This window comes from Stieleria bergensis, from assembly GCA_007745635.1.
Lineage (GTDB): Bacteria > Planctomycetota > Planctomycetia > Pirellulales > Pirellulaceae > Stieleria > Stieleria bergensis.
Map to the genome: position 1 here is coordinate 5,817,906 of CP036272.1, position 25,830 is coordinate 5,843,735.

General features: G+C 55.7%; 21 protein-coding genes. 5 read left to right on the forward strand and 16 right to left on the reverse strand.

All coding sequences use genetic code 11. The annotated features are described in order from the left end of the window. Positions 1-26 precede the first annotated feature (26 nt). Positions 27-3,968, forward strand: coding sequence for a hydantoinase B/oxoprolinase family protein (locus SV7mr_RS20405; RefSeq protein ID WP_145276170.1), 3,942 nt, complete (start codon positions 27-29; stop codon positions 3,966-3,968). A gap of 49 nt (positions 3,969-4,017) precedes the next feature. Here SV7mr_RS20405 and SV7mr_RS20410 read toward each other — a convergent pair whose 3' ends face one another. The 15 genes from SV7mr_RS20410 to aroF form a co-directional block, all read right to left on the reverse strand. Then, positions 4,018-5,487, reverse strand: coding sequence for a sensor domain-containing diguanylate cyclase (locus SV7mr_RS20410; protein WP_145276173.1), 1,470 nt, complete (start codon positions 5,485-5,487; stop codon positions 4,018-4,020). Positions 5,488-5,801: 314 nt separating this feature from the next. Continuing rightward, entirely contained in the window at positions 5,802-6,500 is a 699-nt protein-coding gene (locus tag SV7mr_RS20415; protein ID WP_145276175.1) for a prolipoprotein diacylglyceryl transferase, read from the reverse strand. Then, on the reverse strand, positions 6,494-8,026 hold the full coding sequence (locus tag SV7mr_RS20420) for a radical SAM protein (protein ID WP_419187679.1): 1,533 nt from the start codon (positions 8,024-8,026) through the stop codon (positions 6,494-6,496). Before SV7mr_RS20420 ends, SV7mr_RS20415 begins: the two co-directional genes overlap by 7 nt. A gap of 11 nt (positions 8,027-8,037) precedes the next feature. Further along, positions 8,038-8,577 carry a hypothetical protein gene (locus tag SV7mr_RS20425; RefSeq protein WP_145276177.1) on the reverse strand — a complete coding sequence of 180 codons (540 nt, stop codon included), beginning with the start codon at positions 8,575-8,577 and terminating at the stop codon, positions 8,038-8,040. Between the two features lie 12 nt (positions 8,578-8,589). Continuing rightward, positions 8,590-9,153 carry a hypothetical protein gene (locus tag SV7mr_RS20430; RefSeq protein WP_145276179.1) on the reverse strand — a complete coding sequence of 188 codons (564 nt, stop codon included), beginning with the start codon at positions 9,151-9,153 and terminating at the stop codon, positions 8,590-8,592. 175 nt (positions 9,154-9,328) lie between these two features. Next, a complete protein-coding gene (locus SV7mr_RS20435; RefSeq protein ID WP_145276181.1) occupies positions 9,329-10,102 on the reverse strand; it encodes a sirohydrochlorin chelatase in 774 nt (257 codons plus the stop codon). Continuing rightward, on the reverse strand, positions 10,099-10,455 hold the full coding sequence (locus SV7mr_RS20440) for a heavy-metal-associated domain-containing protein (RefSeq protein WP_145276183.1): 357 nt from the start codon (positions 10,453-10,455) through the stop codon (positions 10,099-10,101). Before SV7mr_RS20440 ends, SV7mr_RS20435 begins: the two co-directional genes overlap by 4 nt. Before the next feature lie 143 nt (positions 10,456-10,598). Beyond that, positions 10,599-12,254 (reverse strand): putative manganese-dependent inorganic diphosphatase, encoded by a 1,656-nt coding sequence (locus SV7mr_RS20445; protein WP_145276185.1) that lies wholly within the window; start codon positions 12,252-12,254, stop codon positions 10,599-10,601. Between the two features lie 137 nt (positions 12,255-12,391). After that, positions 12,392-12,958, reverse strand: coding sequence for a flavoprotein (locus SV7mr_RS20450; RefSeq protein ID WP_145276187.1), 567 nt, complete (start codon positions 12,956-12,958; stop codon positions 12,392-12,394). A 96-nt stretch (positions 12,959-13,054) separates the two neighbouring features. After that, the gene (locus tag SV7mr_RS20455; protein ID WP_145276189.1) at positions 13,055-13,333 is read right to left on the reverse strand and encodes a DNA-directed RNA polymerase subunit omega; all 279 of its coding nucleotides are present in this window, start codon (positions 13,331-13,333) and stop codon (positions 13,055-13,057) included. After that, positions 13,327-13,920, reverse strand: a complete 594-nt coding sequence (gene gmk / locus SV7mr_RS20460; protein ID WP_145276191.1) for a guanylate kinase — start codon at positions 13,918-13,920, stop codon at positions 13,327-13,329. Before gmk ends, SV7mr_RS20455 begins: the two co-directional genes overlap by 7 nt. A gap of 21 nt (positions 13,921-13,941) precedes the next feature. After that, complete coding sequence (locus SV7mr_RS20465) at positions 13,942-14,958, reverse strand: YicC/YloC family endoribonuclease (RefSeq protein WP_419187680.1); 1,017 nt, start codon at positions 14,956-14,958, stop codon at positions 13,942-13,944. A 92-nt stretch (positions 14,959-15,050) separates the two neighbouring features. Next, on the reverse strand, positions 15,051-15,623 hold the full coding sequence (gene secG / locus SV7mr_RS20470; RefSeq protein ID WP_145276196.1) for a preprotein translocase subunit SecG: 573 nt from the start codon (positions 15,621-15,623) through the stop codon (positions 15,051-15,053). A gap of 349 nt (positions 15,624-15,972) precedes the next feature. Next, positions 15,973-16,728: a triose-phosphate isomerase gene (gene tpiA / locus SV7mr_RS20475; RefSeq protein ID WP_145276198.1), complete on the reverse strand. Its 756-nt coding sequence runs from the start codon at positions 16,726-16,728 to the stop codon at positions 15,973-15,975. Next, positions 16,725-17,762: a 3-deoxy-7-phosphoheptulonate synthase gene (aroF, locus tag SV7mr_RS20480; RefSeq protein ID WP_145276200.1), complete on the reverse strand. Its 1,038-nt coding sequence runs from the start codon at positions 17,760-17,762 to the stop codon at positions 16,725-16,727. The genes tpiA and aroF overlap by 4 nt, the downstream gene beginning before the upstream one ends. A gap of 855 nt (positions 17,763-18,617) precedes the next feature. On the opposite strand from aroF, the gene SV7mr_RS20485 reads away from it, so the two are divergent. The 4 genes from SV7mr_RS20485 to SV7mr_RS20500 all read left to right on the forward strand — a co-directional run bounded on the left by SV7mr_RS20485 (position 18,618) and on the right by SV7mr_RS20500 (position 24,596). Then, a complete protein-coding gene (locus tag SV7mr_RS20485) occupies positions 18,618-19,223 on the forward strand; it encodes a hypothetical protein (protein WP_145276202.1) in 606 nt (201 codons plus the stop codon). Further along, positions 19,220-21,796, forward strand: a complete 2,577-nt coding sequence (locus tag SV7mr_RS20490; protein ID WP_145276204.1) for a hypothetical protein — start codon at positions 19,220-19,222, stop codon at positions 21,794-21,796. The genes SV7mr_RS20485 and SV7mr_RS20490 overlap by 4 nt, the downstream gene beginning before the upstream one ends. Next, a complete protein-coding gene (locus SV7mr_RS20495; protein WP_145276207.1) occupies positions 21,793-22,893 on the forward strand; it encodes an ABC transporter ATP-binding protein in 1,101 nt (366 codons plus the stop codon). Before SV7mr_RS20490 ends, SV7mr_RS20495 begins: the two co-directional genes overlap by 4 nt. A gap of 74 nt (positions 22,894-22,967) precedes the next feature. Next, on the forward strand, positions 22,968-24,596 hold the full coding sequence (locus SV7mr_RS20500) for an ABC transporter permease (protein WP_145276209.1): 1,629 nt from the start codon (positions 22,968-22,970) through the stop codon (positions 24,594-24,596). A 93-nt stretch (positions 24,597-24,689) separates the two neighbouring features. On the opposite strand, the gene SV7mr_RS20505 is transcribed toward SV7mr_RS20500, so the two are convergent. Continuing rightward, complete coding sequence (locus tag SV7mr_RS20505; RefSeq protein WP_145276211.1) at positions 24,690-25,790, reverse strand: cis-3-hydroxy-L-proline dehydratase; 1,101 nt, start codon at positions 25,788-25,790, stop codon at positions 24,690-24,692. Between the last annotated feature and the right edge of the window lie 40 nt (positions 25,791-25,830).

Consider the following 25,830-nt stretch of genomic DNA (forward strand, 5'->3'; position numbering starts at 1 on the left):
ACTGCAATGCTGCTGCGGTCTTGCCGATGCCTACCTGCACTGTTTCCGCTGATGTCGGTGGAACGTTTACCGATTGCCTGATTGACTCTGTCGATGCCACAGGCCAGCAACAGGTTGGCTGTATCAAGGTGCTCTCCAGTGGGATCATTCGGGCGCGAGCGATCCAACAAGCGTCGCCCCAACAATTTCAGCTACAGCTCCCGCCCGAGTTGCTTTCAAGTTTACCCGGCAACACGCTGCCCGATGGATTCTTTGTGGGCGCACGGGTTTGCCTGCTAGCTGGCGTTGACGCAGAACCCTTAGGATCGATCGTTGAGTTTGCTGGCGACACGCATCGCTTGACACTCGATGGCAGCCCAACAGCAACCGCGTCCCCAAATGAATCGGATGACTGTTTACTAGAAATTGATTGCCAGCTGGAATCCCCCGTCTTGGCAACGCATCTTCTGTTAGGCATTCCGATCGGCAGTGCCTTACCAGCGATCGAAGCGCGGATCGGGACGACAAAGGGCACCAATGCGCTGCTCACGCGCGGCGGTGCTGACACCGCATTGATCACAACGGCTGGATTCAAAGACGTCTTGCGGATTGGGAACCAGGATCGCTCGGACCTGTTTGAGCTAACCGTTCGCAACCATCAACCCCTAGCAGACCAGGTCGTTGAGATCTCCGCACGTCGCGACTCAGACGGCGAAGTGTTGCAAGAGCTCGATCGTGATCAAGTCCAATCATTGCTGGAACAGCTCAAACAAGACGGCATCCAATCGGTCGCCATCAGCCTTTTGCACGCGCATGTGAATGCTGCTGACGAGATCGAAGTCCAGCGTTTGGCGCAGTCGATGGGTTTCGCACAAGTCTGTCGCTCAAGTGAAGTCAGCCCGCTGATCCATTTGGTCTCGCGCAGCCAGACAACTTGTTTGGATGCTTACCTGGGTCCCATTCTGACGCACTACGTCCAACGTGTTCAGAATCAATTCGGTGGCGACCGTTGCCAACTGGAATTGATGACAAGCAGTGGAAACTTGGTCCCTGCGTCCCAGTTCCGTGGGCGTGACAGCGTGTTAAGCGGGCCAGCTGGCGGAGTCGTTGGATTGTCACATGTTGCCTTGGAACATGATCAGCCATTGGCAATTGGACTCGATATGGGTGGCACCAGCACGGACGTCAGTCGCTATGACGGACAGGTCGGCCGGCGTTACGAAACCAAAATCGCCGATATTCGCCTGATGACTCCGATGATGGACATTCACACCGTGGCCGCCGGTGGTGGCTCGGTCTGTGACTATGTCGATGGACGCTTGCTGGTTGGCCCCGGCAGTGCAGGTGCCGCGCCAGGTCCAGCCTGCTACGGCGCGGGAGGCCCGCTAACGATCACGGATATCAATCTGATTTTAGGACGCATCGCCGTCGATCGATTCCCGTTTCCTCTGGACATTCAAGCCGCTCAGAGCCGGCTGCAGCATGTCACCGAGAAGATGCCACAGCCGCCCGCATCGATCGAATCACTGGCCGAAGGCTTTATCGAGATTGCGGTGACTCATATGGCTGAGGCCGTGCGGGCCATCACGACAGCGCGCGGCCGTGACGCTCGAGATCACGCCTTGATTGGCTTCGGTGGTGCGGCCGCTCAGCACCTCTGCCGCGTGGCCGATGCCTTGCAAATGAAAACCATCATTGACCATCCACGAGCCAGCGTCTTAAGCGCTTTGGGGATCGGCGTTGCACCCACCGGGACGATCCAAACCACCGGCATTTATCAAACACTCAGCCAACTGGATGATCAGCAACTCCACGACGCGGTGACACGGTTGGTCGCCCAGACAGAAACGCAACCCGCAGTCGCGTCCGAACTGACGTGCCGCGTCAACGCACAAGTTGATTGCCGCTATGTTGGCACCGAAGCAACCATTGCACTGCCGTACGCTGAGGAGACCCGAGTCGCCTTAGCGTCGATCGCCAAGGCGTTCCACCAAGAACATCAATCACGCTACGGATACCAACGCGAAGACGCCGAGATCGAAGTCGTCAGCATCCGCGTCGAGAGAACCGCCTGGGACTTGGGACGACTCGATCGGTTAAGTCTGTCACAACAGAGCGGCCCCGAGCATCCCGCCGCACCTGAGCTCCGGGAGGTCTTTTATCAGGGACAGTGGAGAGCGTTCCAGTCCATTGATCGCAACAGTTTATCCCCGGGTGACTCCATCCCAAGCTGTTCGCTCGTGGTCAGCGACCAATCAACGTTGATCGTCGAAGCCGACTGGTCAGGAACTGTCACCGCCGACGGATCCATCGTGCTGCGCGCACAGCAGCAACCACGGCAACAAGCGGAGCATGGCAACAAGACACAATCGCATCAGCAGACGTCCACAAATCGCGTCATTCGCATGGAGATTATCGCCCGGCGCATGCAGAGCATTGCCGATGCGATGGGACAGGTTTTGCAACGCACGGCGATCAGCGTCAATGTGAAAGAACGCTTGGACTTTAGCTGCGCCGTCTTTCAAGCAGACGGAACGTTGATCGCCAATGCGCCTCATGTCCCGGTTCACCTTGGTGCGATGGGGCATACCGTCCGAGCCTTGCAGGCACAGTTCCCCACGATGTATCGGGGCGACTGCTATGTCTCCAACGACCCGTATCGCGGCGGATCCCATCTCCCCGATGTCACCGTCGTCACTCCGGTCTTTCGTCCTGATTCCCAGGAACCTGATTTCTTTGTCGCCAGCCGAGCTCATCATGCAGAGATCGGTGGCATCACCCCGGGCTCCATGCCTCCTGCGGCGACCCATTTAGCCGAAGAAGGCGTCCTCATCTCGGGATTTGCTTTGGTGCGTCAAGCGAAAACCTATGAATCAGAGTTGGCCAGTCAATTGGCTGGCGCAGCCTATCCAAGTCGTAACGTTGCCGAAAACCTGGCCGACATTCGCGCTCAAGTCGCCGCTGGACAAGAAGGCGTCAAACTGATCAGTGAGTTGATGGCTGAAACGCCAATCGCAGAACTCAATGATTCCGTCAACCAGTTACTTCGTGTCGCGGATGCCTCAGTACGGCGTTGGATTCAAACGCTGCCGCACACGCCGTTGACGTTTGCCGATCAATTGGATGATGGCTGGCCAATCTGCGTGACCTTGCAGCGTCAAGGCGATCGGCTGCACATTGACTTTACCGGAACCGGTGATGTTCACCCGGGTGCCTTTAATGCCACGCCATCGATCGTGGGATCGGCCGTCCTGTATGTCCTGCGTTGCCACTGCGATTCGAATTTGCCGCTGTGTGAAGGTGCTCTGTGGCCGATTGATTTGAACATCCCCACGGGCTTGTTGCACCCACCAAGTGCTCCAGATCCGACCCACTGTGCTGCGGTGGTTGCTGGCAATGTCGAAACCAGTCAACGCGTGGTGGATGTGCTGCTGGGCGCTATCGGGACGGCATCAGACGGGCAGCATGCAGTGGCAGCCAGCCAAGGCACGATGAACAACGTGCTCATCGGTGACGAATCTTTTGGGTATTATGAAACGATTGGTGGTGGCTGTGGCGCGACGGCTCGGGGCCCCGGCGCCAACGGGATTCATTCACACATGACCAACACTCGGATTACCGATGCAGAAGTCCTAGAGTCCCGATTGCCGATTCGCTTGATTCGATTTGCCTTGCGTGAGAACAGCGCAGGGCAGGGCGAGCATCCCGGCGGCCAAGGATTGGTCCGCGAGTTTGAATTCCTGCGTCCGCTGACCGTTTCGCTTCTGACCGGACGACGACTGACCGCGCCGTACGGGGTCGCAGGCGGCCAGAACGGGCAACCCGGCCGCAATTCTCTTGCCGACCGCGACGGCGAAATGCGATCACTGCCGCCCTGCACGACGCTGGCAGTCAAGACAGGCGATCGATTGATCATCGAAACGCCTGGAGGAGGCGGCTGGTCGGCGCCTCAAAGCACGTTGATGAACAGCAAACACCATCAACCGTGACACCACTCAGTTTTCCGTGGCCCCACTGATCACTCGCTTCCTTTGCTTCTCAGGATACAGTGCAGCCCATCGAATCCTGTGCCTTGCGGGCGACACTGCAGTTGCGACCGTTTTTCTTTGCCTCATACAGACAAGCATCCGCCTGTTTAAAAATTTGTTCGACGTCGGTTAACTTGGCCGAGTCGATCCAGCAGACGCCCATGCTGATCGTCACTTTCAACAGATCCTCGTTGTAACCGACACGCATCTGTTCAACACCTTTGCGAAAACGTTCCGCGATCGTAGCTGCGGCGGCGTAGTCACATTCACCGATCATCAGCACAAACTCTTCGCCTCCGAAACGATACACATGATCGTGTTTGCGACAGAGCTCGGTCAGTTTAGCAGCTACGCCACACAAGACGTTATCGCCAGCGGCATGACCATAGCGGTCGTTGAATTGCTTGAAGTAATCGATGTCCGCGACGATCATCCCAACCGATTCGCTGCGTTCCTGATAGCCTTTCATCAACGGCCCAATGTCCTGATCAAAGGCCGTGCGATTGAGCAGTCCTGTCAGGTTATCGGTTCGGGCCAGATCACGAAGTTCTTCTTGTTCGGTATGCATCTCGCGAATGGTTTGCTCCATTCCTAAGGAGAGCCTCACCATGGACTCGCGGGCTTTGGCTTCCATGTCTTCGATCGAGGCATGCTTGAGTGATTTAAAGTCAAATAGTCCTTGATAGCCGTACCACTGCTGAACCATGTTGTCGAACATTTCGTCAAACTGATCCTTGGAAAGATCAAGATACCGCTTGGCGGAATCACGCACCTTCAGGATTTGGCCTTCGGTACTTTCGGCAGCCAGCAGCAGGTCGCTGAATTGCTGGGCGACGAACAATCCCATGTGATCTTGCGTGAGCCTGTTCGGATCGTAGCTCTCCACGATTTGAATCATGCGATCGGGGAAATGCCAACGTTCCAATAATCGTGCGCCGACAAAGTAGCGGTCGTGGCCGCACAACTCATACTCTAACTCAGTGGTCAGTTTCTCTAGGAATTCATCGGCGTCGAACTGTTGCACCAAGCGATCAAAGAAAGCAATCCCGATCGCCATGACACCGACATTGAAGATCAGGCCCAACAAGAAGCTCTCGTCGTCGTCTTGATCGCCGGCACTGCTTAACACCTTGGCAGCAATTGCGATCCCCAAAGAACGTCGCCAAAAGTTCTCGTTGGGAAACGCTCGTCCACTGCGGGTATCCATCACTGAAAACGACAGCGCCAACAACTTCAGCGTGCGAATCCCCAACAGCGTGACCGCTTGCTGAAGCGTCGTGACCTTTTTCACAGGAGCAATCAACGGCGAATTGCAATAGGCAATCGTCTTGGCCGTCAACTTGGGATCGACACTGATCACCCGACTGATGTCGTTGAGTCCCGTGTCGGGATTGTCGACCAGTTCCAGCAGTTTTGCCGCCACCGTCGGTGGCGAAGGCATGTTTTCACCGTCGATAATGCGCGCCAATTCGGGATTCATAAGATGATTAATGCGCAACGACGGTGGGCGATGAAAGTTGCTTAAGTTCAAACCGCTGCAACTTACCGATTGGCATTGGATGACTCAGCAGGAACGGCCCTTTAGTATGGGTGCTGATTTCAGACACTGCACAGCAAAGGTTTCTCAAATGAGGGAAACTGCTCGGACCGAGAGCGAAACGTGCATAAAGACATCTAGGAAACCGCGAGTTCAGCGGTCTGTTGGCTGTCGAAGCTGAACCGCGGCAGCTCTTAGCTGAGTTTGGCAGATCGCAACCCCAAACGATGCCACCGGCGAGCGGCGTGACGCTGTTTCTAATTGCGTTTGATCAACAGCAGACCGCTTGCAATGGCGATCACGATTGAACTGAGTTGATAGAAAGTCATTCCCCAGGCGTACACTGGCTCTTCGCGCCATGATTCACTGATCAAACGAAACACGGCGTACGACAGCAAGTACAACAGCATCCAACGATCTTTCAGATACCCCCAGGCAATCCCCCAGGCAGCCAGTCCAGCGAACCCGGCGTGGAACACCAACTCATACAACGGTGCCGGATGACGCAGCAAAGTGGCACCGTCGGCAGGATAGGACCACACGCCCCAGTCCTGGTTGGTCGGTTGACCATAACAGCAACCGAAGCCCAAACATCCCAACCGGCCAATGGCCACCGCCAGCGCGATCGGGACGACAAAGCTGTCTCCGGTTCGACCGCGAACATGCAGCGACCACTTGGCAACTTCTACACCCAGGTAGCCTCCAGCGAGTCCCCATAGAATCGTCTTGCCGTCGCTCAGCCATGCAGCGACCACGCCAGTATCCGGATTCGCACCCAAAATGAAAGGTAACTTCGCCGCGAAGGTAGCGCCGACCAATCCGCCGATCGCAATTCCAAACCGCTGTGTTGATTCAAGCCGTAATCCACGCTGTCGACGTGGCAACAACAACGCGACAACAATTGAAGCCAATACCATCGACAGACTGTACGCAAGACGCCCATGGTGTTCTAACACGATGTGGAATCCGACTTCAATTCAGGCAACTTCAAATAGCCTGGTCGATACAAGGTATTGTAGGCGCAAAACGGCACGACATGCCCGGAGGGTAACACATGATGCGTACAGCACTTCATCAATTGACGCACATCAAAATTGTAGGCATCTAGGAAGCTTGTAATCGTCACACGAAGCATGTCTTGCGCTGAAGCTTGCCCCGTTAGCACGCGGGTTAGGAAACGTTGCAGAATTGGATTGCTTGACAAGTCCGATTCAAACGAGTCCGACGAGGCAGGGGAGTTCTGCTGACTTTCCAGTCCAAGTGGAACCACCTCGTGACAACCACAGTCACTGCCACAGTGACTACTGCGTGCCAAGAACACTTCCATCAGCAACTTGGCACGCTCCGGTGTAAAACTGATTCCGCCAGCCATCAGATCCAGGTTCTCTGCCACCGGGGCTAACTGATTCAAGGGGGCCAATTGATCGCCATCACGTGCGGCCAGCATGATTTGATGGCAGTTCGGGTGTGCACAAGGCAGCGGCGAAAAATCTTGCTCGGCGACCATGCCGCCCGATGCCTTGGCAAGCCCCTTGATGACGTCGGGAAAGGTGACTCGCGTTTCCAGATCCTCGGGAGTGTAAAAGCGACCACTATACGTTGCCGGTTGCAAACTCAAGCCGGTCACATTGGGCCTGGACAACGCCTCCTGCCACAGCGATTCGTAAAAGCCTTCAGGAAGCGGTGACGTCATCGTGGCAACCAACGTGACATTCAAATTCGCTTCCGCCAAACGATCCAGCGTTCGACGTTTGATGTCAACCAGATCCTCGCCTCTGAGTTGCCGCACGGTCTCGCGGTCACTGCCATCCCACTGCAAATAGATTTCAACACGCTCGCGACGCTCCGCCAAGAATGCCACCATTTCAGGATCACGGGCCAAGCGAATTCCATTGGTATTGACCATCACATAATCGATCGGCCTGGCCAACGCTTCATCAACCACACGATTGAACTCAGGATGCAGCGTTGGCTCGCCGCCCGATAGCTGACAGACCTCGGCGTGCCCTTCGCATTCGATCAGTCGATCCAGGGACTTAATGATCTCTGAAAGGTCATGGTCGCGTCCCTTGGGACCACTGCCTGCGAAGCACATGGGACAAGACAGATTGCAGCGATCAGTCAGTTCAACCAAGCCAATGCAAGTGTGTTGCTCGTGCTCTTCACACAGACCACAGTCATGCGGGCAACCTTTGTTGCTTGCTTCCGTCGAACGCACTTGCGGCAAGACCGAGGCAGTGTGTCCTTCGCCACGATCCCACCAATCCAAATCACTACACACAAAGTCTTCGCGCACGCCGTGTTCGGGACATCGTTTGCGAAAATACACCCTCCCACGCCGAGTGATGATTTTTGCTGGAACGACTTCCATACACTGCGGGCACAGCGAATCAGTTGTGCCCAACATCACGTGATCGGCACGTCGACGCGGATCAGCCACTGCTGTAAAGGTTGGTGCAACAGGTTTTGTGGGATGATTCATCGGTTCAGTTACTAATGAGAGTCAGGTGGGATCGCGTCGAGCCTGGTTTGCTCGATCTGCACAAGTTTCAGTTTTCTAGTTTCTCGACCACGGACAGATTGGCGGGCGTAGACCCCCATGACCCCGAATGTAAAGGGAAAGGCCAACGGCGCGCCAATGCCGGCTGGACTCAGCACAGCTGCGGCCGCGCAAGTGGGCACAAGAATGACGGGCGAGACAACCGCCGCCATTGCCACGACCACACCAACTCGCATCCGCTCGCTAAATGTTCCCGGCAACACAGCACCGATGATGAAGCCACACAACACATACGAGACTGCGAATCCGACCAACCAATCACCCGACGCACCCCTTCGTTCTGCCACTTCAGCGACCATGTAAAAACAGACCGGCTGCAGGACTCCTAGACTGATCGGAAACAACAAACCCAAAGGAAAATTAACGGTGGATGGATCCAATGGCGCGGCCGCTGGTTCATCCTCGACTGCCAAAACTTCGTAGGGATTCGGCGGCAGAAGGTTGTCTTCGGCATCGGATGTCGAACCCAGCAACCAACCGTCCCCTTATTCAGAAAAGCCCGTGGGATGCTGCGGCGTTTCTAGCACGCTGTCCAGCGCGTCGCGTCGCCGCGCTGTCCGCCGAATCACTAACGCAAAAATCGCCATCACCGCGACTGCGGCGATCACGCTGGCAACAATCGGCCCCAGGGACTCGAGCCCTCTGCCGCCGCTCAGTACGATCGGCGTTGCAATCACCACACAGACCGGTACATACAACACCAGTGCTGGAACCGAACAACACATCATGATCACGGCATACTGCCAGCGCAGTCGGTGCGGAAGCATCAAGCCAATCAATCCAAAGCCAATCGCCCAGATGCCAGCCCCCAATACCCAACCAATCTCGTCACCGGTACTTGGATTAAACATCCCCGAAAACATTGGCAGAATGCCAATCACTCCGGTGGCCGCGGCCAAGACGCAGACGCCAAACATTCCGCCGATGAAATTCAACTCAGACTTTGGCAAACTCTGAGCACTCACCGAATCGGTCGTCGGACTGCTATAGGGATTGATCGCTTGATCGCTATCAAAATCAGGCGGACGATCATCCGTTGAATCATTCATCACCGAGAGACCATAAAAGGGAAAGCCTGGACGCGAACCACATTGTAGCTTTTACTAGGGCCCGCCTGTCTGTCAGGCGCGCGCGGAAAAGGTCAGCATTCTGAGAATTCGCGCGATGCCACAGAGAAACGGCCGCGGAAGTGTCTGACCCTAACCCCAGCAGCACACAGCTTGCCTACGTGCGTTGCAAGCGTCGCTGAACAGCTTTGGCCACCGACTCGGTGGGCCCCAGATAGTCGCCGCAAATGAACCGGACCTCGGGATGTCGACTCGCTGCCTGGCTGACTTGCCCGGCAATTGCATCGTACAAGCGACCTTGAAAGAGCAAATGAGGTTGCACGATGACTGTGCTTGGCCGATCCGTTTGACTGGCCACCTGATCCAACACGGCAGGCAACTTGGGCTCGGCCATCGCGTAGAAACTGACCGCATGCTGGCCGATCGGCAAACGATTCGCCACGACCTCAGTCAATATCTTCATATCGGCCTGGGCACAGGGATCGTAACTGCCGCGTCCCACCATGACGAGCGACACCGAGTCGTCCAGCGGCCAATCGGCTCCGCTGGCTTCTTGTTCGGCTCCGCTGGCTGCCTGCTCGATCCGCTGAACCAGCAGATCAACCATCTCAGGAGCCCGAGACAAAGGGCCGCATTGCCAATGACGGATGTCTGGATTTCGGAGGGAACATTCCTGAATGATCGTCGGAATGTCCTGACGAGCGTGACCGGCGGCAAACAGCAGAAGCGGCGCGACACGAATCTCGGTCACGCCACGATCAACCAGCCGCTGCCAGCCGGACGCGATGTCTGGCTGTTGGAACTCTAGCAAGCATCCTTCGACGGGCCACTGTGGAAGACATTGCTGCAGTTGAGCCGTTAATTCAAAGAACTGATCCGTCCCCGTGGCATCACGCGTGCCATGACCGACCAGCAAGACCCCCGAACTCACTCGACCACAGAGCTGTTTGGGAAGCCTTCTTTCTCTAGCGAAGCCACGGCATCATCGACATCGAACTCAGCGCTGTAAGTGACAATCACATTGGGAGTGTCGATTGGCCCCTCTTCCTTTTGCTTGACCAGTTCAACCGAAATCACGTCTTCACGGCTTTCCAAGTTCTCTTTGACACTCGGGAAACAAGCGTAAATGCAGTGCATTTCGGGGACATTCAACGTCAGGGACGCTGGTTCGGCTTGCACCGCGGCCGCGTTGGTCTGCGGGGGGTTGGATGGTTCTTGAAAGGCGATCAAGTAAACCATTCCGGCAGCGACTAACACGGCGATTGCGTAAGAGATTCCACGCATGATTCGTTCCTCAGCAAGTCTTTCGAAAGTAAATGATGGTTTGATTTCGTTCCGCGATCAACATCGGCGTTGATTGCCGGAAACGTCATGGCAATCGCCATGATCAGTAATTGACGTTTCTACGTCTCAACCCGCCACGAAACTCAGCCGGCAACCGTCGGTGATTCCAGGAGGCTGGAAATCAGTGGCAATAACTGTTTTTTTCGACTCACGACGCCGTTCAGCTCGTACAGTCGATCTTCGAGTTCAGGATAATTAATGTCCTCCCAGCCGTCGGGTTCACGGCTTAGCATCAACAAACTGCCGTTGCTGGAGATATCAGTAATCAGCAGGGCGCTAAATTCTAAACGCTGTGAATCCGCCATCTGTTCTAACGCCGTGAACAATTCTGACTTGCGTTGCCAGAACAAATCAAAGCCGATCTCTTCGATCTGGGAGATTGAAAACGCTTGTCCAGATTCTTCAAAATGCTTGCAATCTTCGCGGACCACTTCATCCGGAGAACAGGTTCGCAGAGCGGAACCGACCTGAAAGAAGTTAGCCGCAAACTCTTCGAGCGAAACGGTACAGAACTGCTGTAACCATTTGAGAATCTGGCGATCCTTTTCAGTCGTCGTTGGCGAACGCAAAAACAGCGTATCGCTGATCATTCCCGAAGCCATGCACAGGGCCATGCTTGGTTCCGGATCAATACCGGCTTCTTGAAACTTGCTGGCCACCAGCGTGCACGTTGAACCGACCGGTTCCATCGTCAATCGAATCGGCTCGGTCGACTTCAATGACCCACCAAGGCGGTGGTGGTCCAGAACCTCGACGATATTGGAATCTTCCGCTCCGGCGACCGCCTGTCCCATTTCATTGTGATCGACCAACACTAATTCTTGAGCGGGCGGATCGACCAAATCACTTTTACTGAGCACCCCCACCAGTTCGCCATCTTCGAGAACGGGGAACATTGATTGGGCCGATCGAGAGACTTCGCGTCTGGCTTCTTCGACCGGCATTCTTGCCGGCAATGACTTAAAGTTTGTATCAACGACTGCACCAATCATCTGTGCCGCCTTGATCCGCATGGTTGTCGTGGCGGTATCAAAGGGACTGCGAATCACCGCAATGCCGCGAACTTGAGCCAACTGCAGCAGCCCGTCAGAGAGCTCATAACCGCCGGTGACCACCAGGGCACGCACGCCTCGTTCCAAGGCCGGCAATTGAATGGTTGGACGGTCACCACTGACGACAAGCAATTTCTCAGCTGGGAACTGTCCCATGTGTTGGACGAACCCCGCAGCACTCATCGCCCCCACGCTGACAATGAACTCTTCGGCTTCCTCTGGACGAACTTCGTTCTGGAAACCGCCGCCGAGGACGGAGACAATCTTGTTCAAGCTGGTTCTGACCTTGCGAGCTTTCAGCGGATCGACACCACTGTTCAAGACCAGTTCCAGCAAATCCAGCAAGGTCACAATGCCATGCAACTGCTGATCCTCAGTGACGATCGGAATGCTCCGCAGACCTCGCTCATCCATCAATCGATACACGTCGTAAAACACGTCTTCGCAGACCGCTTTACTGACATCGGATTGACAAACGTCTTCGACCACCGGACGGACGTCCATCACAATCCGAGGCGGCGAGAGACCAGCGATCTTCAGTGCATATTCGGTCCGCTGGTTAGGTGGTCCGCAACTGGCCGCCACCGCGTCTGGACGAGTGGTGCGCCGCAAGAAATCTGCATAAGCAATCGCTGAACAGATCGCATCGGTGTCGGGGTTGCGATGGCCAAAAACAAGCAAAGGCATAAACGTGGTCTTCTGCGAGGATGTAAGTTGGACGCTTGCTGGTAGAAAAGTTGTGGTGAGAGACGAACCAATCAAACGTCAACGGCTGAACAAATGGTCCGGGTTCGGTTCGGAAAATGAATCATCATTGCCTGGCATTATTTTTTGGCATCATTCATCGAAAGGATCTGCTCGATTCGCTCCAGAATGCTTTCTGGTTCACTCATTCTACCCTGACCGAGAACACGGCAAGACAACCAACCCGATTCTGGACCAATGGTGTGGCAACCGTCTTGCTGCAACTGCTGGATGTTTCGCTGCACGCTGGGCTGCGACCACATCGGATCACTCATTGCCGGAGCGACCAAAACGGGGGCTTGATTCTGCAGATACAGCGTGCTGGCCAGAGAGTCAGCAATTCCGTAGGCAAATTTGCCAATCAAGTTGGCCGTTGCCGGGGCAACGACTAACAAATCTACCTCACGCGCAAGCTCAATGTGCGCTCCCAGGGGGTGCTGAGCGGCAAAACTGCCGTCCAAACCGACCGGACGCCCGGACAGTGCGGCCAACGTCGCCGGACCGAGAAACTCCGTCGCGCTGCGAGTCATCACCGTCTGAACCTGATGACCGCTTTGCGCCAACCGACTGCAAACCGTCGCCGCCTTATACGCGGCAATGCCACCACCAACGATTAATAAGACGCGGTGTGAACGAGATGCAGACATGAGAATACGTAGCTACTGACTGGTTGCGAGACTCACAACTTTGAACGTAAGTGTCGTCGGCCTAGCCCCCAAGGACGAGGCCTCCGACACTCCATCCTACAGGTCGGCGATATCAACGTCGGGCGTTTCAACCGCAGCGATGGTCTGATCCAAGTCAAGCGGTTTGACTTCCTCGACTTCGTTTTCCATGTTCAGGATGATTTTATCCTGCATGATTTCTTGCAAGACGATGGACATCTTGTCATGGGTGTCGGCATTGACGAGCGCTCGGCTACCCTGATTGAGTTGCACCAGTCGCTTTTGAATCAACGTGCTCAGCTTAAAACGGCCGCCAACTTTGTTGACAGTTTCTTCGTCTTTGAGTTCTTCTAACATGCGTGAAGCTCCCGATGGTCACTAAGGATTTGGCAAACTTGGGCCACGGTATTGGGCACCGCGCCATTAACAATTTCGTATTGGTAGCGATCAACGTAACGCATCTCGCTGGCAGCTGTTTCCAGGCGGCTCTGAATGGCTTGTTCGTTTTCCGTGCCGCGAGCACGAAGGCGTTTTTCGAGTTCCTTCATCCCGCCCGGATGAATGAACATCGTGATTGGATCCAAGTCCGTGTGTCGCATGACGTCCAATGCTCCTTGAACATCAATCTCTAGGATCACCCACTGGCCGTTCTGCAGCCCCGCGGTGACTTCGCTTTTCAACGTGCCATACCAATGCCCCAACCCGAACACTTCTTTGCATTCTAAGAAGGCATCGTCCTGCCGCAGCGTTTGAAAACGATCGTGGTCCAAAAAGTGATAGTCCTTGCCGTCTTGCTCTCCAGGCCGCGGAGCACGCGTCGTCGCGGAAACACTCATGCGGAGCGGCAGCGAACACTCAGCGAGCAACTCGCGCGTCACCGTCGATTTCCCGGCCCCACTGGGACCTGAAATAATGACCAATCGTGCTGCTGAGGGTTCAACCATCCTGCTGAATCCAATGAGTGTTTATTCGATGTTTTGGACCAATTCACGCATCCGTTCAATACCACACTTTAGGTCAACGACTAAGGCCGCGATCTGTGCGTCGGATCCTTTGGAACCAATGGTATTGGTTTCCCGAAACATCTCTTGAATGATAAAGTCCAGTCGCCGGCCGGTCGGTTCGGTCGCGCCGCTCTTGCCCACCGACTCCGGCCCGTTGCAAACCACGGCGTCAAAGAGTTCAAAGTGACTGTCCAGACGCGTCAGCTCTTCACTAATGTCCGTTTTATCAGCGTAAATTTGCACTTCGCGGAGCAGATCTAACGGATCGATCTCCAAGCCTTGTTCGGCCAGAGCACGCTTGACCTTGCCTTCAAGTCGCTGACGGTAATGATCGGAGATACGCGGTGCCAACTGAGCGATTGCCGCCACACTGTTTCGCATACCCTGGGTCTCGGCCAGCAAGACCTGCCCCATGTTTCGACCTTCCTGAGAACGCATTTGAGCCAGTCCAGCAACAGCGTCCAGCAGCGCGGGCTGCATCTGAGCGAACAGTTGCTCGCTCTGCTTGCCGGATCCCCACTGACCACTTTGCACCCCCGGCAGATTAAGCAATGAACCAACGTCGACATTTGCCTCCGTCCCCCATTCTAACCCAGCCTGTTCAGCGGCATCCTTAAACTGTCGCAAATAGCCCACCAAGACATCCTGATTGACCCGTCCAGCGACCGCCTCGGGACGCGTCTCCAGATGCACGCTCAAGTTGATCGAACCGCGATGCAAGTGATTGCGAGCGACAGCCTCGATCCGGCCTTCAAATCCGCTCAGTATCTCCGGGAGACGCATCGAACACTTGAAGCCGCGATGATTGACCGAGCGGAGTTCAACCTTGACCATGCCAAACTCAGTCACCACCGATGCGGAGCCTTGGCCGGTCATGCTATGCACCGCAAAACGCTCCACAGAGCTGGAAACGGTCGGTGCAAGTTCGCCACCCGTTTGTACGTCAGCAGGTTCGATGGTGGCTTCAGATTCAGGCATAACGTCGGGGTTCACACAGTGGTGAAAAGATCGCAGCGACAGCATTGTCACTGCGCGAGCAGCAGCACACAGCCAGCTTATGGTGCGGGCGTTCAGCCTTCAGTCGATTCTGCTTCAGTCGCGTCAGCGGGCTTTTCTTCAGCAGGCTTTTCTTCAGCAGGCTTTTCTTCAGCAGGCTTTTCTGCGTCGTCTGTGCTGGTTTCTTCTGCGACTGGCTTCGCTTCGCCAGTGTCCTCTGCAGGGGTCATTTCCGAATCGTCGATTGCACCGCCACTGGACTCATTACCACCACCGAGGATATTTTCCAAAGTGCCCGTCTCGACCCCCTCTTGTCCGGGATCATTAACCTGGGCGACTGGCTCCGCTGGTTTGAACTCGTCACCACTTCCCGCTGGGGACTCACCTAGGCTGTACATTGCGATCGCACAGACCAGGCCCCAAACGACGGCCAGTCCGGCGGTCACCATTGTGATTGTATCGCCAGCTTTGCTGCCAAAGGCGCTTTGCCCGCCGGGGCCACCCAAGGCGCCTGCAAGACCACCGCCTTTGCCTCGCTGAATCAAGATCAGCAAAATCAAAAACAGCGACAGCACAAACATCAAGGTGCCGATCAGGAAACCGAAAACGGTTGCGAACAACGCTGGGACAGCGGGAAGGAAACTCATGGCTTCAAACCGTAATCTCCGCCTGCTGGAACGAGCGTTACCGGGCAAAACCGGCTCAACTCTCGCGCCACCAAAGCGGTAAAAAGGAAGTGATTGATAGTTAGATTTGTCTTTTCAACGCTGACCCCGGATCCGCTCCGGCATCAGTGATGGAGTTCTCAGCAAGCGATCTGGCGTGGGCACAGCCCGCTGAAACCCTTATTGGAACATCCCAACCCAATTGAGTGCTAGCCCATTTCCCGCCTTGACAGGGCAGTCACAGCGGAAATCCGGCTGCGACCAGGAATGGGCGGTCGATCGATACCATTTGATTGGGCGTTCAGATCGACAAGCATCAGGCTAGCTGTGATCAGCCGGCTTTGATGATGGCTTGGAAATCATCTGCTTTCAGGCTGGCTCCACCGACCAGGGCACCGTCGATATTGGGCTGGCCTAGCAACTCGTTGGCATTGCCGGGCTTCACGCTACCGCCGTATTGAATTCGAATTTGGTCAGCGATTTCAGCGGTAAACAATTCGGCCAGCAACTTGCGGATGAAGGCATGGACTTCTTCAGCTTGTTCTGGAGTGGCCGTTTTGCCAGTTCCGATCGCCCAAACGGGTTCGTAGGCAACCACAACGCCAGCGGCGCGGGTTTCGTCGAGTCCAGCCAGCGAGCCACGAATTTGCGTTTCCACGACAGCTTCGGTGCGGTTGGCTTCGCGATCTTCCAGCGTCTCGCCGACACAGACGATCGGGACCAAGTTGCCAGCCAAGGCTGCGGCCAACTTTTCGCTAACCTGCTGGTCAGTCTCACCCAGCAAAGCGCGTCGCTCGCTGTGGCCAAGAATGACGTAGCGGCAACCGACATCACTCAGCATCGCTGCGTTGACTTCGCCGGTGTACGCACCGTCTTCAGCGGCATACAAGTTTTGGGCTCCCAGCCCAACGTTTGAACCCGCCAGGACTTCGCCGACTCGGCTCAAATAGACTGACGGCGGGCAGACCGCGACTTCGACGGCGGGCGTTTGCCCAGCAGCGTCGGCGACGGCCTTGGCCAATTCAGCAGCGCCATCGGCGCGGGTGTTCATCTTCCAGTTTCCGGCAATGATCGTTCGGCGTGTCACGCGGTTTTCTCCGGCAAGGGCGAAACAGTTTTTCCAAGGAGTTCTGCCAGCGACTTCATTTGACTGGCAAGTTCATCGTATTGTTCGGGAAGCAACGCCTGCGGGCCGTCGCTTTTGGCAACTTCCGGGCAGTCGTGGACTTCGACATGAACACCGTCAGCGCCAGCGGCCAAGCCAGCCATCGCACACGGTGGAATCAAATCGGGTTTGCCGGTCGCGTGAGACGGATCGACAATGATCGGCAAGTGGCTCAATTGATGCACCAACGGCACTGCGGCGACGTCGTAAACGTTGCGTGTTGCGGGATCAAACCCCTTGATGCCACGCTCGCACAGCACGACGTTGGGATTGCCTTTGGACAGGATGTATTCGGCACACATCAACAAATCCGTCACCGTCGCCGACATGCCTCGTTTCAAGAGCACCGGCCGTTTGCTGGCGCCAACTTCGTTCAGCAGGGCAAAGTTCTGCATATTGCGAGCACCGACCTGCAACATGTCAGCATACTCGGCAACCAATTCGACCAAACGTGGATCGGTGACCTCGGTGACGACCGGAACACCATACGCTTGGCCGACATCTCTCAGACGACGCAGACCTTCTTCACCCAGACCTTGAAACGCATAAGGACTGGTGCGTGGCTTGAAGGCTCCGCCGCGGAAAATGTTCGCACCAGCAGAGACGACACTCTCTGCGATCCGGTGCATGCGATCTTCTTCTTCAACACTGCAGGGACCAGCGATCAGCGCCACATTTCCGCCGCCAATTTTCACGCCACTGACGTCAACGACGCTCGCATCGGGATGAGCTTCGCGCGAAGCAAGTTTATACGGTGGCAACACGGGCACTACTTTGGCCACAGCTGGAATGGCGCGAATCGATTCGACAACGATCTGGGTTTCATCACCAATGATACCGATGATGGTTCGAAATGTGCCCCGGCTAAGGTGAGCTTGCAGGCCCATCGCTTCAACACGCTCGATGACATGATCGATCTGGTCGTCGGTGGCACCGCCTTTAAGTATCAGAATCACGGCTGGTCACTGGGGCCTTTTCAAGGGCCGATCTGGGGGAAATGGATGGAATTTCCGTTGGGAAGCCCGCAAGTGTAGCCGTCACAGGTAGGTTTCGTCGAGGCCTAAGGAAAAACGAAGCTGCGACTTCACTCGAACCACATCCATTTCCCCCCGCCACCGCCGCCGAGACGCGTCAAACCGCCGCCGCCAGCGGCTGACAAAGCGGGGAAAAGTCACCGCACTGAGCAACCACAGCGTGCCTGGCCACGGGAATCGCTAAAATCCAGAGTGAAGCTGCCCCAGCGCCGATCAACTCCAACGCAACAAAACACCCCACCCAGAGAGACATCGCACCACCCACACGACCCCCCCCCAGCTCACACCTTCTCGGCCCGAGTGACCCACCAGACCATGCGGCCCGTCGCGCTGAACGCCGAAGATGCTCCACAATCGTTCCCTGACGAGAGGCCGATGACCTGGGGAACTTGTTCAACCGCTTCAGAGTAGAGTGCTGCGTTTGCTGGCTTTCCCTCCGTGATGGAACGCCTTGGGCGTTCGGATAAGACTTGCCTGACGGGTGGGATTTGGGGGACGGTTCACGGTGCACAACGAATGGGACAGGGTGGAGATTGCGACGGGGGGCGGGACGCGACCACACACAGAAACTCACAATCCTGGTAAACTGGAGGCACTGCGTGGAGACAATTGCTTGGAGGCTTTGCGTGGGGACACTGCGTGGCCCTGTCAACTGCCAGACTCCGCCAGCTTGTCGCATCCACGCTGTCATCTGCAGGCCGATCGACGCGTTCGAAGGGCAAGGATTGCAAGCAGCCTGAACTGACACCATGATCATCCGGCCCCAGGAGCACCTCTGTGAAGGACTCGGAAACTTCACCCGAAGACACGACTCAGCCCGGCGAATTCAGTTTGCCCCCCAAGGCTGACGATCGCCCCACCACACCGGTCACGTCGCGCCGAGTGCAACGCACATTCAACGCCGCACCGACGGTGACTCATCAGCCGGTTTTACCCAGCCGACTGCTGCCTCGGGTTTCGTTCCGGATGATGCTAATTCTGACCACGTTATCAGCGCCCGTGATCGCGATGGTTTCGGCGGCCGACGAAGGAGCCACCTATGCGATTGGCGTCTCTGCAGGACTGGCCGCCGCGCTGGCTCTGCTGGTCATCGCTTGGCTGGCGTTTCTGGCCGCCTGGGCGTTTGACAAAGGGTTGCTGGCATTTGCCGGGCTAATCGGCGGCTTGGGAACGCTTGCAAGTGCAGGCATGCTTGTCCTGTGGCTAACGACCAACGAAGGCAGCCTGTTTACCAGCTGGATCGTCTTTCGCTCCAGCATGCTCATTGGATTCTTCCTGCTGCTACTGTCTTGGCAAGCAAGCAAGCCCAGCGACCAAACCAGCCCTTTTGCCGAAGACCAATTGCCGCCCCAGCAAATCGCCCCTCGGGAGCAAGCTCAATGAGTGCCTTGACCATCATCCATCATCGCCCACCCGAATCTGCGTCCCACTTTCTGACAATGATTCGCCTGGCAGGATTCATCAGCTTCGCGTTCCTGTTTTCCAGCCGACTTGCAATTGCTCAGGATTCCCCCATTGGCGACACATCACAGGGAACAGCGACCGCACGAGCGAACCTCTCGCCGAATCAAATCATTGCCCCAGGACGCGCACTAAACTTCAGCTTTCCAAGTGCCCCAGCCAAACCCGGCGAATTAGACATTCGCATTGGCGGCACGCTTTCCAGTTTCGTCGAGCCTGGCTATCAGGGCTTGCTGTTTACAGCACGTTCACCAACGGGAGTGCTCACTGCCGATGAAAACCTGACACTGCGTCTGACCGACACCGAGCGACAGAGCAGCGTCGGAAACGAGCTGCAAATTGACATCCCGTTTACGATCGCACAGGGCAAGTCCTCTGTCACCGTTGAGCGCATGCTCCCCAAGTGGACTCTCGGCGAAGGGATCAAGATCCAGGTCCTGCGAAATGGGCAACCTCAGGATCGTTACAGCAAAACGCTTCAGCTGGGAAATCGGTTTCGTTCAACAGGACGGATCATGACGGAATACTATGCAGAGACGCTAAGCAATGAACGAACCATCAACATGCTGATCGTTGATGCTCAGCCAGTCGAGAATCGCCCCGACCTGGAATTGTTGATTGAGCGTGCGCGAACGGTCCCCGAGAACCAAGCCAGCTATGAAGACGCCTTCGCGACCATCACGGCTGCGTCCCTGGCATCGCTGCCGATCGACTGGCGTGCCCTGGCACAGCATGATGCCATCTTGATCAGACGCAGCACATTGACGGCGTTAAAAACCAGCAACCCCGAACAGTTGGCCTGTCTGCGTGAATGGACTCAGATGGGCGGCATTCTGGGCGTGATGAATGATGAGTCCACCATCGACTCAGGCTCTTCAACGAATAATCTGCCCAAACAAATCAGCATCGTTCCCGGCGGCGGAGAACTTCTTGATCTCCTTGAGCTTCAATCGTACCAGCGACTGGACCCAGACGATTCCCAACAGTTGCTGACGGTGTCCGCAGATCGGTATCGATCAGCCATCATCGCCTCGGTGTCGGCCCGGCAAATAACGGACCGTCTCGTTGAAGCAACCACGCAGCTTAACTTTAGCTCCCGCCGCTGGAGCAACGTTCAAGTTGCCAGCAGCTACCTTGATCTGACCAGCCCCACCCGTGCCGTTCTGGAGACAAGCGAACTGAGCAACACACGCATGCAGATCCAAAACTGGCGAGATGAATTACGGATTGTCTTTGGCAACGATTTAAAGGTCTACCCGGTTGGCATGGGCATGGTGCTGGATTTGCCGACCGATCAGTTTCCCAAGAATTGGTTGATTCCTGGGTTGCGATCATTTGGCAGCGACCAGAATTCTCCGTTACTTCGTCGAGGCATTGACCCGGCGACTGGCACAGCGGGATTCGGCAAATGGCTGATCCCTGGAATCGCCGAACCGCCTGTGTACACCTTTATGGCGATCATGATTTGCTTTGCGATCGTGGTCGGCCCAGTGTCGTATCGCTGGACCCGCAAGGTGCACCGCGCTTACCTGATGTTTCTCATTGCACCGGTGCTTGCGTTTGGGACGACGATTGCCATGTTCACCTACAGCTTTGTTTCCGATGGGATTGGCACGCGGGCGAGACTTCGCCAACTCACTTGGATTGACGGGGCCAGCGGCGACGCGGTGGAGCGGAATCGCATGACACTTTACAATGGCGTCAGTGTCCGCAGCGGGTTGCAATTCGACGAAGGAGCCACCGTGATGCCGCTTCATCGCCTGGGTCCGTTACTCGATCAGCCAACGGAAACGGCTCCCCAAATCCGCGTCACCCTTGATGGGCAGTCGCAGTCGTTTTCTTCTCAGGCCTTTCCCGCGCGTGCTCAAACGCAGTTTGTCACTCACCAGTCTCATCGCCAAATGGGGACGCTTTCCCTGACCGCCTTTGCCGACAGCCAGCGACTGCAGACACTGTCCGATGACAGCGAACGCCCGTTCTCGGCAAGTGACGACAGCATGAACGAACGGCTAGACGTTGAAAAAGCAAACCTGACCGAACTGACCAGCACATTGCCCTTCAAGATTGACCGACTGATTGTCCGAGACCGAAATGGTATCTATGGAATCGCCGAAGACATTGACGCCGACTCCACGACCAGCGTGACGTTCCTGATCGGGCGCAGCGCCCGTTACCAATTGTCTAAACTCTATCGCGACTTCCCGCTGCAAGCTCGTGTCAATTACGCCAGCGAAGGCAACAGCGTGAAGGGGGATCTGCTGCAACAGATCAGTAACAAGATTCTGCAAAGCTCGATACAAAGTTCACTGATTCTGGGACGCACATCGAAACAGGAGGGCTTGTTTGAAAACTGGCTCAACCGACATGCATTCACGCTCAATGCGTTGCCTCCGGGAACCTTCCTAGGAGTTGCCGAAGCCGATCCTGATGCCTTACCGATCGGCGGTGCCAAACTGGAAGCAAGCGTTCGCTTTGTGATGGGGACTTTCGAATGACACACTTTGATGATTCATCCACCGCACCTGCGTTAAGCGAAATAGATTCTGCACAGGAGAGCGAAACCTCACCACCGTTGGCTTCTGCGGAGAGGCTGGCTAGTTTGACCACGACGGCCAGTTCCAGTGGCCCACCCGCCGTTCACAGTGAAACCGCAGCCACGATCGAGCTTCGCCGACTGCACCGATTCTTTGACAAAACCAAAGCCGTCGACGACATCAGTTTCTCTGTGGGACCGGGACAGGTGTTTGGCTACATCGGTCCCAACGGCGCTGGCAAAACCACCTCCATGCGGATCTTGGCAACATTGGATTTGCCAACGTATGGAGATGCTTATGTGAACGGATTCTCGGTCATCAATGATCCTGAACTCGTGCGTCGTGAATTGGGCTTTATGCCCGATGCGTTCGGCACGTATCGGAACGTCAATTGTCGCGAGTACCTGGACTTCTTTGCTCGGGCCTACGGATTGATCGGCCGCGAACGGCATGAGCGACTGAAATGGGTGCTGGGCTTCACAGGTGCCGAAGGGATGGCCAACAAGCCCATTCGCGGACTCAGCAAAGGCATGAAGCAACGTCTATGCATGGGACGTGCGTTGATCCACGACCCGGCGGTTCTGATCTTGGACGAGCCAGCGGCCGGACTGGACCCACGGGCTCGCATCCAACTCCGACAGATGATCAGCGAGCTTGCTGAACGAGGCAAGACGATCTTGATCAGCAGCCATATTCTGACCGAACTGGCTGAAATCTGTGACGCGGTCGGCATCATTGAACAAGGCCGCCTGCTTGCCACCGGCAGTGTTGATGAAATCCAGGCCGAACAACAAAACCTTGGCGAACTCAAGCTGCGTGTGCTGAATCGTTTGGACGAAGTTGCCAGTGCTCTGCAGCAACTGCATGACAAATTGGACCTGGACAATCTCCTGATCGATGGGCAACTTGTTCGCGTTGGGTTTAGCGGACTGCTGGAAGATCAGGCAACCGTGGTGACTCACTTGGTTTCCCAGGGCTTCCAGATTGCCGAAGTCAACGCCAGTAAAAAGAGCTTGGAAGATGTGTTCTTGCAAGTCACCGAAGGATTGGTTCAGTAAGTCATAAGCTGTCCGGATTCATTTCCTCGCGCCGTCGTCTCCACCAAGCGTTCCCACCTCTGTTTGCCAGCATCATGTCCACGATTGAACTTTCCAGCGACAGTGACGATCAGATTTTGCCAGAGCTCCGGCACCCCTACTTGCAAAAGTTTGACCGTTGGTGTGATTCGGTAGGCGATCGCATCAACCCTATTTTGGTCAAGGAAACTCGGCAGGCCTTACAGAGCCGCCAGTTCTTGCTGACATTTTCATTGATCTTGCTTGCAGCGGTTGGCTGGACGATTGGCGGCAGCCTGTCGTTGATGCCGAACATCTACTACCAACCTTCGGCACCACGGATGATGCTGGGCTTTTACCTAGTGCTGGCCTTGCCGATGATCCTGGTGGTTCCCGTCGCCGCATTTCGTTCCATGGAGAGCGAAATGGAGGACGGCACGATGGAACTACTGTCAATCAGCGTGCTTTCACCGTGGCAGATTGTGCTAGGAAAACTGGGCAGCGCGCTGTTGCAGATGATGCTTTACTTGTTGATTCTGTTTCCCTGCATGGCTTATGCGTACACGTTGCGCGGCGTTGAAATGTCGTTGGTCATGGGACTGATTAGCAGTCTCTTTTTGGGTGCCCTGCAGTTAACGGTACTGGGGATTTTTTTAGCGACCGTGGCACGATCACGAGCATTACGGACGCTGAATCTACTGGCCCTGGTGGCAACGGTGTTCGGTTCCGCGTGGGGATTTAGCCTCGCGGCCTTTGAGTTGCTGTTCTATGGATTCAACACCTCGGCTGAAGAAATTGCGTTTATTGCCTACACCTCGATCGGTGGTGTGGTCGTCATCTCGATTCTCTTGCTGACGGTTGCTGCGGCCCTGTTAAAGCCAGAATCGGAGAACCGCTCGACCTCCATCCGCCTGGCGCTGTTGGTCATGACAGGCTTTGTGCTTTCGGCGATGGTGATCGGTGTTTACAACTTCACATCCGATTTAGATGTCCCGATGGTCTCCTACGTCAGTGGCACGCTGTTCCTGACGGTGCTCTGGACGATTGCAAGTTCAATGATCGTGGCCGAAGGCAATCACATGACGGCACGAATTCGCCGCGAATTGCCCAGCAGTTTTGCTGGCCGACTGTGCTTAACCTGGCTCACACCGGGGCCCACTTCGGGACTTGTGTTTGTGACCAGCGTGATCTGGCTGCTGGCCGGGATCCATTATCTGGGGCTATCATGGATCGAAGAAAATGTGCGTGGCCTGTCCATGGGCGGCAGTGCATCATGGATGATTGCTAGAATTTCGTTGCTGGTGCCAAGCTACATCATCTGTGGCCTGGTACTCTCGCGCGGCTTGATGCACTTGATTCGCCTGTCACACAACCCGCGTCCGATCTTTGGTATCGCGATGTTAGCGATTGTGGCCATCTTTTCGTCGCTGATTCCTTACTCCATGCAGTTGCACTTCAATGAGTACCGCCAGATCAACTATGACGCGACCTGGCAGAAGTCGAATTGGATCTTCACCATGATGTACGCTGACAATGAACGTCTGGTGACATCGGATGTGATTCTATCGATCACCGCGGCGGCCGTGTCCGGAACAATCATTGCTTGGGCTGCCGCAGCACGCTTGACTCGGCCGGGAAAGATCGCGACCCCGGAGAACGTCTTGAAGGCTCAGAAGTTGCGTGCTCAGGATCTCGTGGTGGCTTAAAGCTGGCAAACAATCACGCGCTGCGAGAACTCCTTGATGACGCCACGTTCCAGCGAGGCAGGGTGGCGATTGCATTGCTTCTAGGGCACGGGCTTAACTGACCCAGACGGGATCACCCAAAACGTCAAACTTTGGTGTGACACCGAGGCCGGGCTGGGTCGAGGCCGCCATCCGGCCGTTTTCGCGCTGCGGAGCTCCATCAGCGATGCTTTGCGTTACGTAACTGTTGAAGTCCGTGCTGGTGAACAGGTATTCGGTTGGCGTGCTGTGAGCCAAGTGTGAAATGGCAGCGGTGATAATGTCTCCGCCCCAGCTGTCTTCCAACGTCATGGCGACTCCCAATGACACGCACAGATCACGGGCCTGCCTGGCCTTGGTCAAGCCACCGAACTTACTGATTTTGATATTCACCACATCCATCGCTCGATCGGCGGCTGCGGTCAAGATCGCATCCACTGAGTCGATGACTTCATCGAGGATAAATGGCAATTGGGTATGCTGGCGAATGGTCAAGCATTGCTGATAACTTGCACAGGGTTGTTCAATGTAAACGTCCAAGTCAGCAACGGCGCCGGCGACTCGCATGGCGTCGTGCATCAACCAGCCGGTGTTCGCATCGGCAACTAACTTATCACCGGGCTGCAGGATTTCGCGTACAGCGCGAATCCGTTCGATGTCTTCGTTGGCATCACCACCCACTTTGAGCTGAAACCGCTGGTAACCTTCACTGCGGTAGTCAGCCACGTTCTGTGCCATCTCAGCAGCAGGCCGTTGCGAGATCGCGCGGTACAGGACAACGTCATCACCGTAGCGTCCACCAAGCAGACTGCAGACCGGCATTCCGGCGGCTTTGCCAAGGATATCCCAGCAGGCCATATCGATTGCGGACTTCACATAGGGATGTCCTTTCATGATCCGATCCATTTCCCGATTCAGCTTGACCAGCTCAGTGGGATCGGCGCCGATCAGCTGCGGAGCGAGTTCGGCGATGCCAGCGCGAGCCCCGGCGGCATAGGCGGGCAAGTAAACCGGCCCCAGCGGACAAACTTCACCGTAACCACTGATTCCGGCATCGGTTTCGACAACCACCACGGTTGAATCGAAAACGTCAACGCTCTTGCCTTCCGACCAGCTATAATTGCCTTCCTTCAACGGCAAGTCGACTTGATAGACTTTGAATCCTGTGATTTTCATTGCAGTAAAAACAGCTAGAGTAAAATGGCCTGCCGATCGA

Coding starts and splice junctions, on each gene's coding strand:
- SV7mr_RS20500 (WP_145276209.1), top strand. CDS start 22,968: ATGTCCACGATTGAACTTTCCAGCGACAGTGACGATCAGATTTTGCCA.
- SV7mr_RS20455 (WP_145276189.1), bottom strand. CDS start 13,333: ATGTTAGAAGAACTCAAAGACGAAGAAACTGTCAACAAAGTTGGCGGC.
- gmk (WP_145276191.1), bottom strand. CDS start 13,920: ATGGTTGAACCCTCAGCAGCACGATTGGTCATTATTTCAGGTCCCAGT.
- SV7mr_RS20440 (WP_145276183.1), bottom strand. CDS start 10,455: ATGCGTGGAATCTCTTACGCAATCGCCGTGTTAGTCGCTGCCGGAATG.
- SV7mr_RS20410 (WP_145276173.1), bottom strand. CDS start 5,487: ATGAATCCCGAATTGGCGCGCATTATCGACGGTGAAAACATGCCTTCG.
- SV7mr_RS20445 (WP_145276185.1), bottom strand. CDS start 12,254: ATGCCTTTGCTTGTTTTTGGCCATCGCAACCCCGACACCGATGCGATC.
- SV7mr_RS20420 (WP_419187679.1), bottom strand. CDS start 8,026: ATGAATCATCCCACAAAACCTGTTGCACCAACCTTTACAGCAGTGGCT.
- SV7mr_RS20495 (WP_145276207.1), top strand. CDS start 21,793: ATGACACACTTTGATGATTCATCCACCGCACCTGCGTTAAGCGAAATA.
- SV7mr_RS20490 (WP_145276204.1), top strand. CDS start 19,220: ATGAGTGCCTTGACCATCATCCATCATCGCCCACCCGAATCTGCGTCC.
- secG (WP_145276196.1), bottom strand. CDS start 15,623: ATGAGTTTCCTTCCCGCTGTCCCAGCGTTGTTCGCAACCGTTTTCGGT.
- SV7mr_RS20465 (WP_419187680.1), bottom strand. CDS start 14,958: ATGCCTGAATCTGAAGCCACCATCGAACCTGCTGACGTACAAACGGGT.
- SV7mr_RS20505 (WP_145276211.1), bottom strand. CDS start 25,790: ATGAAAATCACAGGATTCAAAGTCTATCAAGTCGACTTGCCGTTGAAG.
- SV7mr_RS20405 (WP_145276170.1), top strand. CDS start 27: ATGCCTACCTGCACTGTTTCCGCTGATGTCGGTGGAACGTTTACCGAT.
- SV7mr_RS20430 (WP_145276179.1), bottom strand. CDS start 9,153: ATGAATGATTCAACGGATGATCGTCCGCCTGATTTTGATAGCGATCAA.
- SV7mr_RS20450 (WP_145276187.1), bottom strand. CDS start 12,958: ATGTCTGCATCTCGTTCACACCGCGTCTTATTAATCGTTGGTGGTGGC.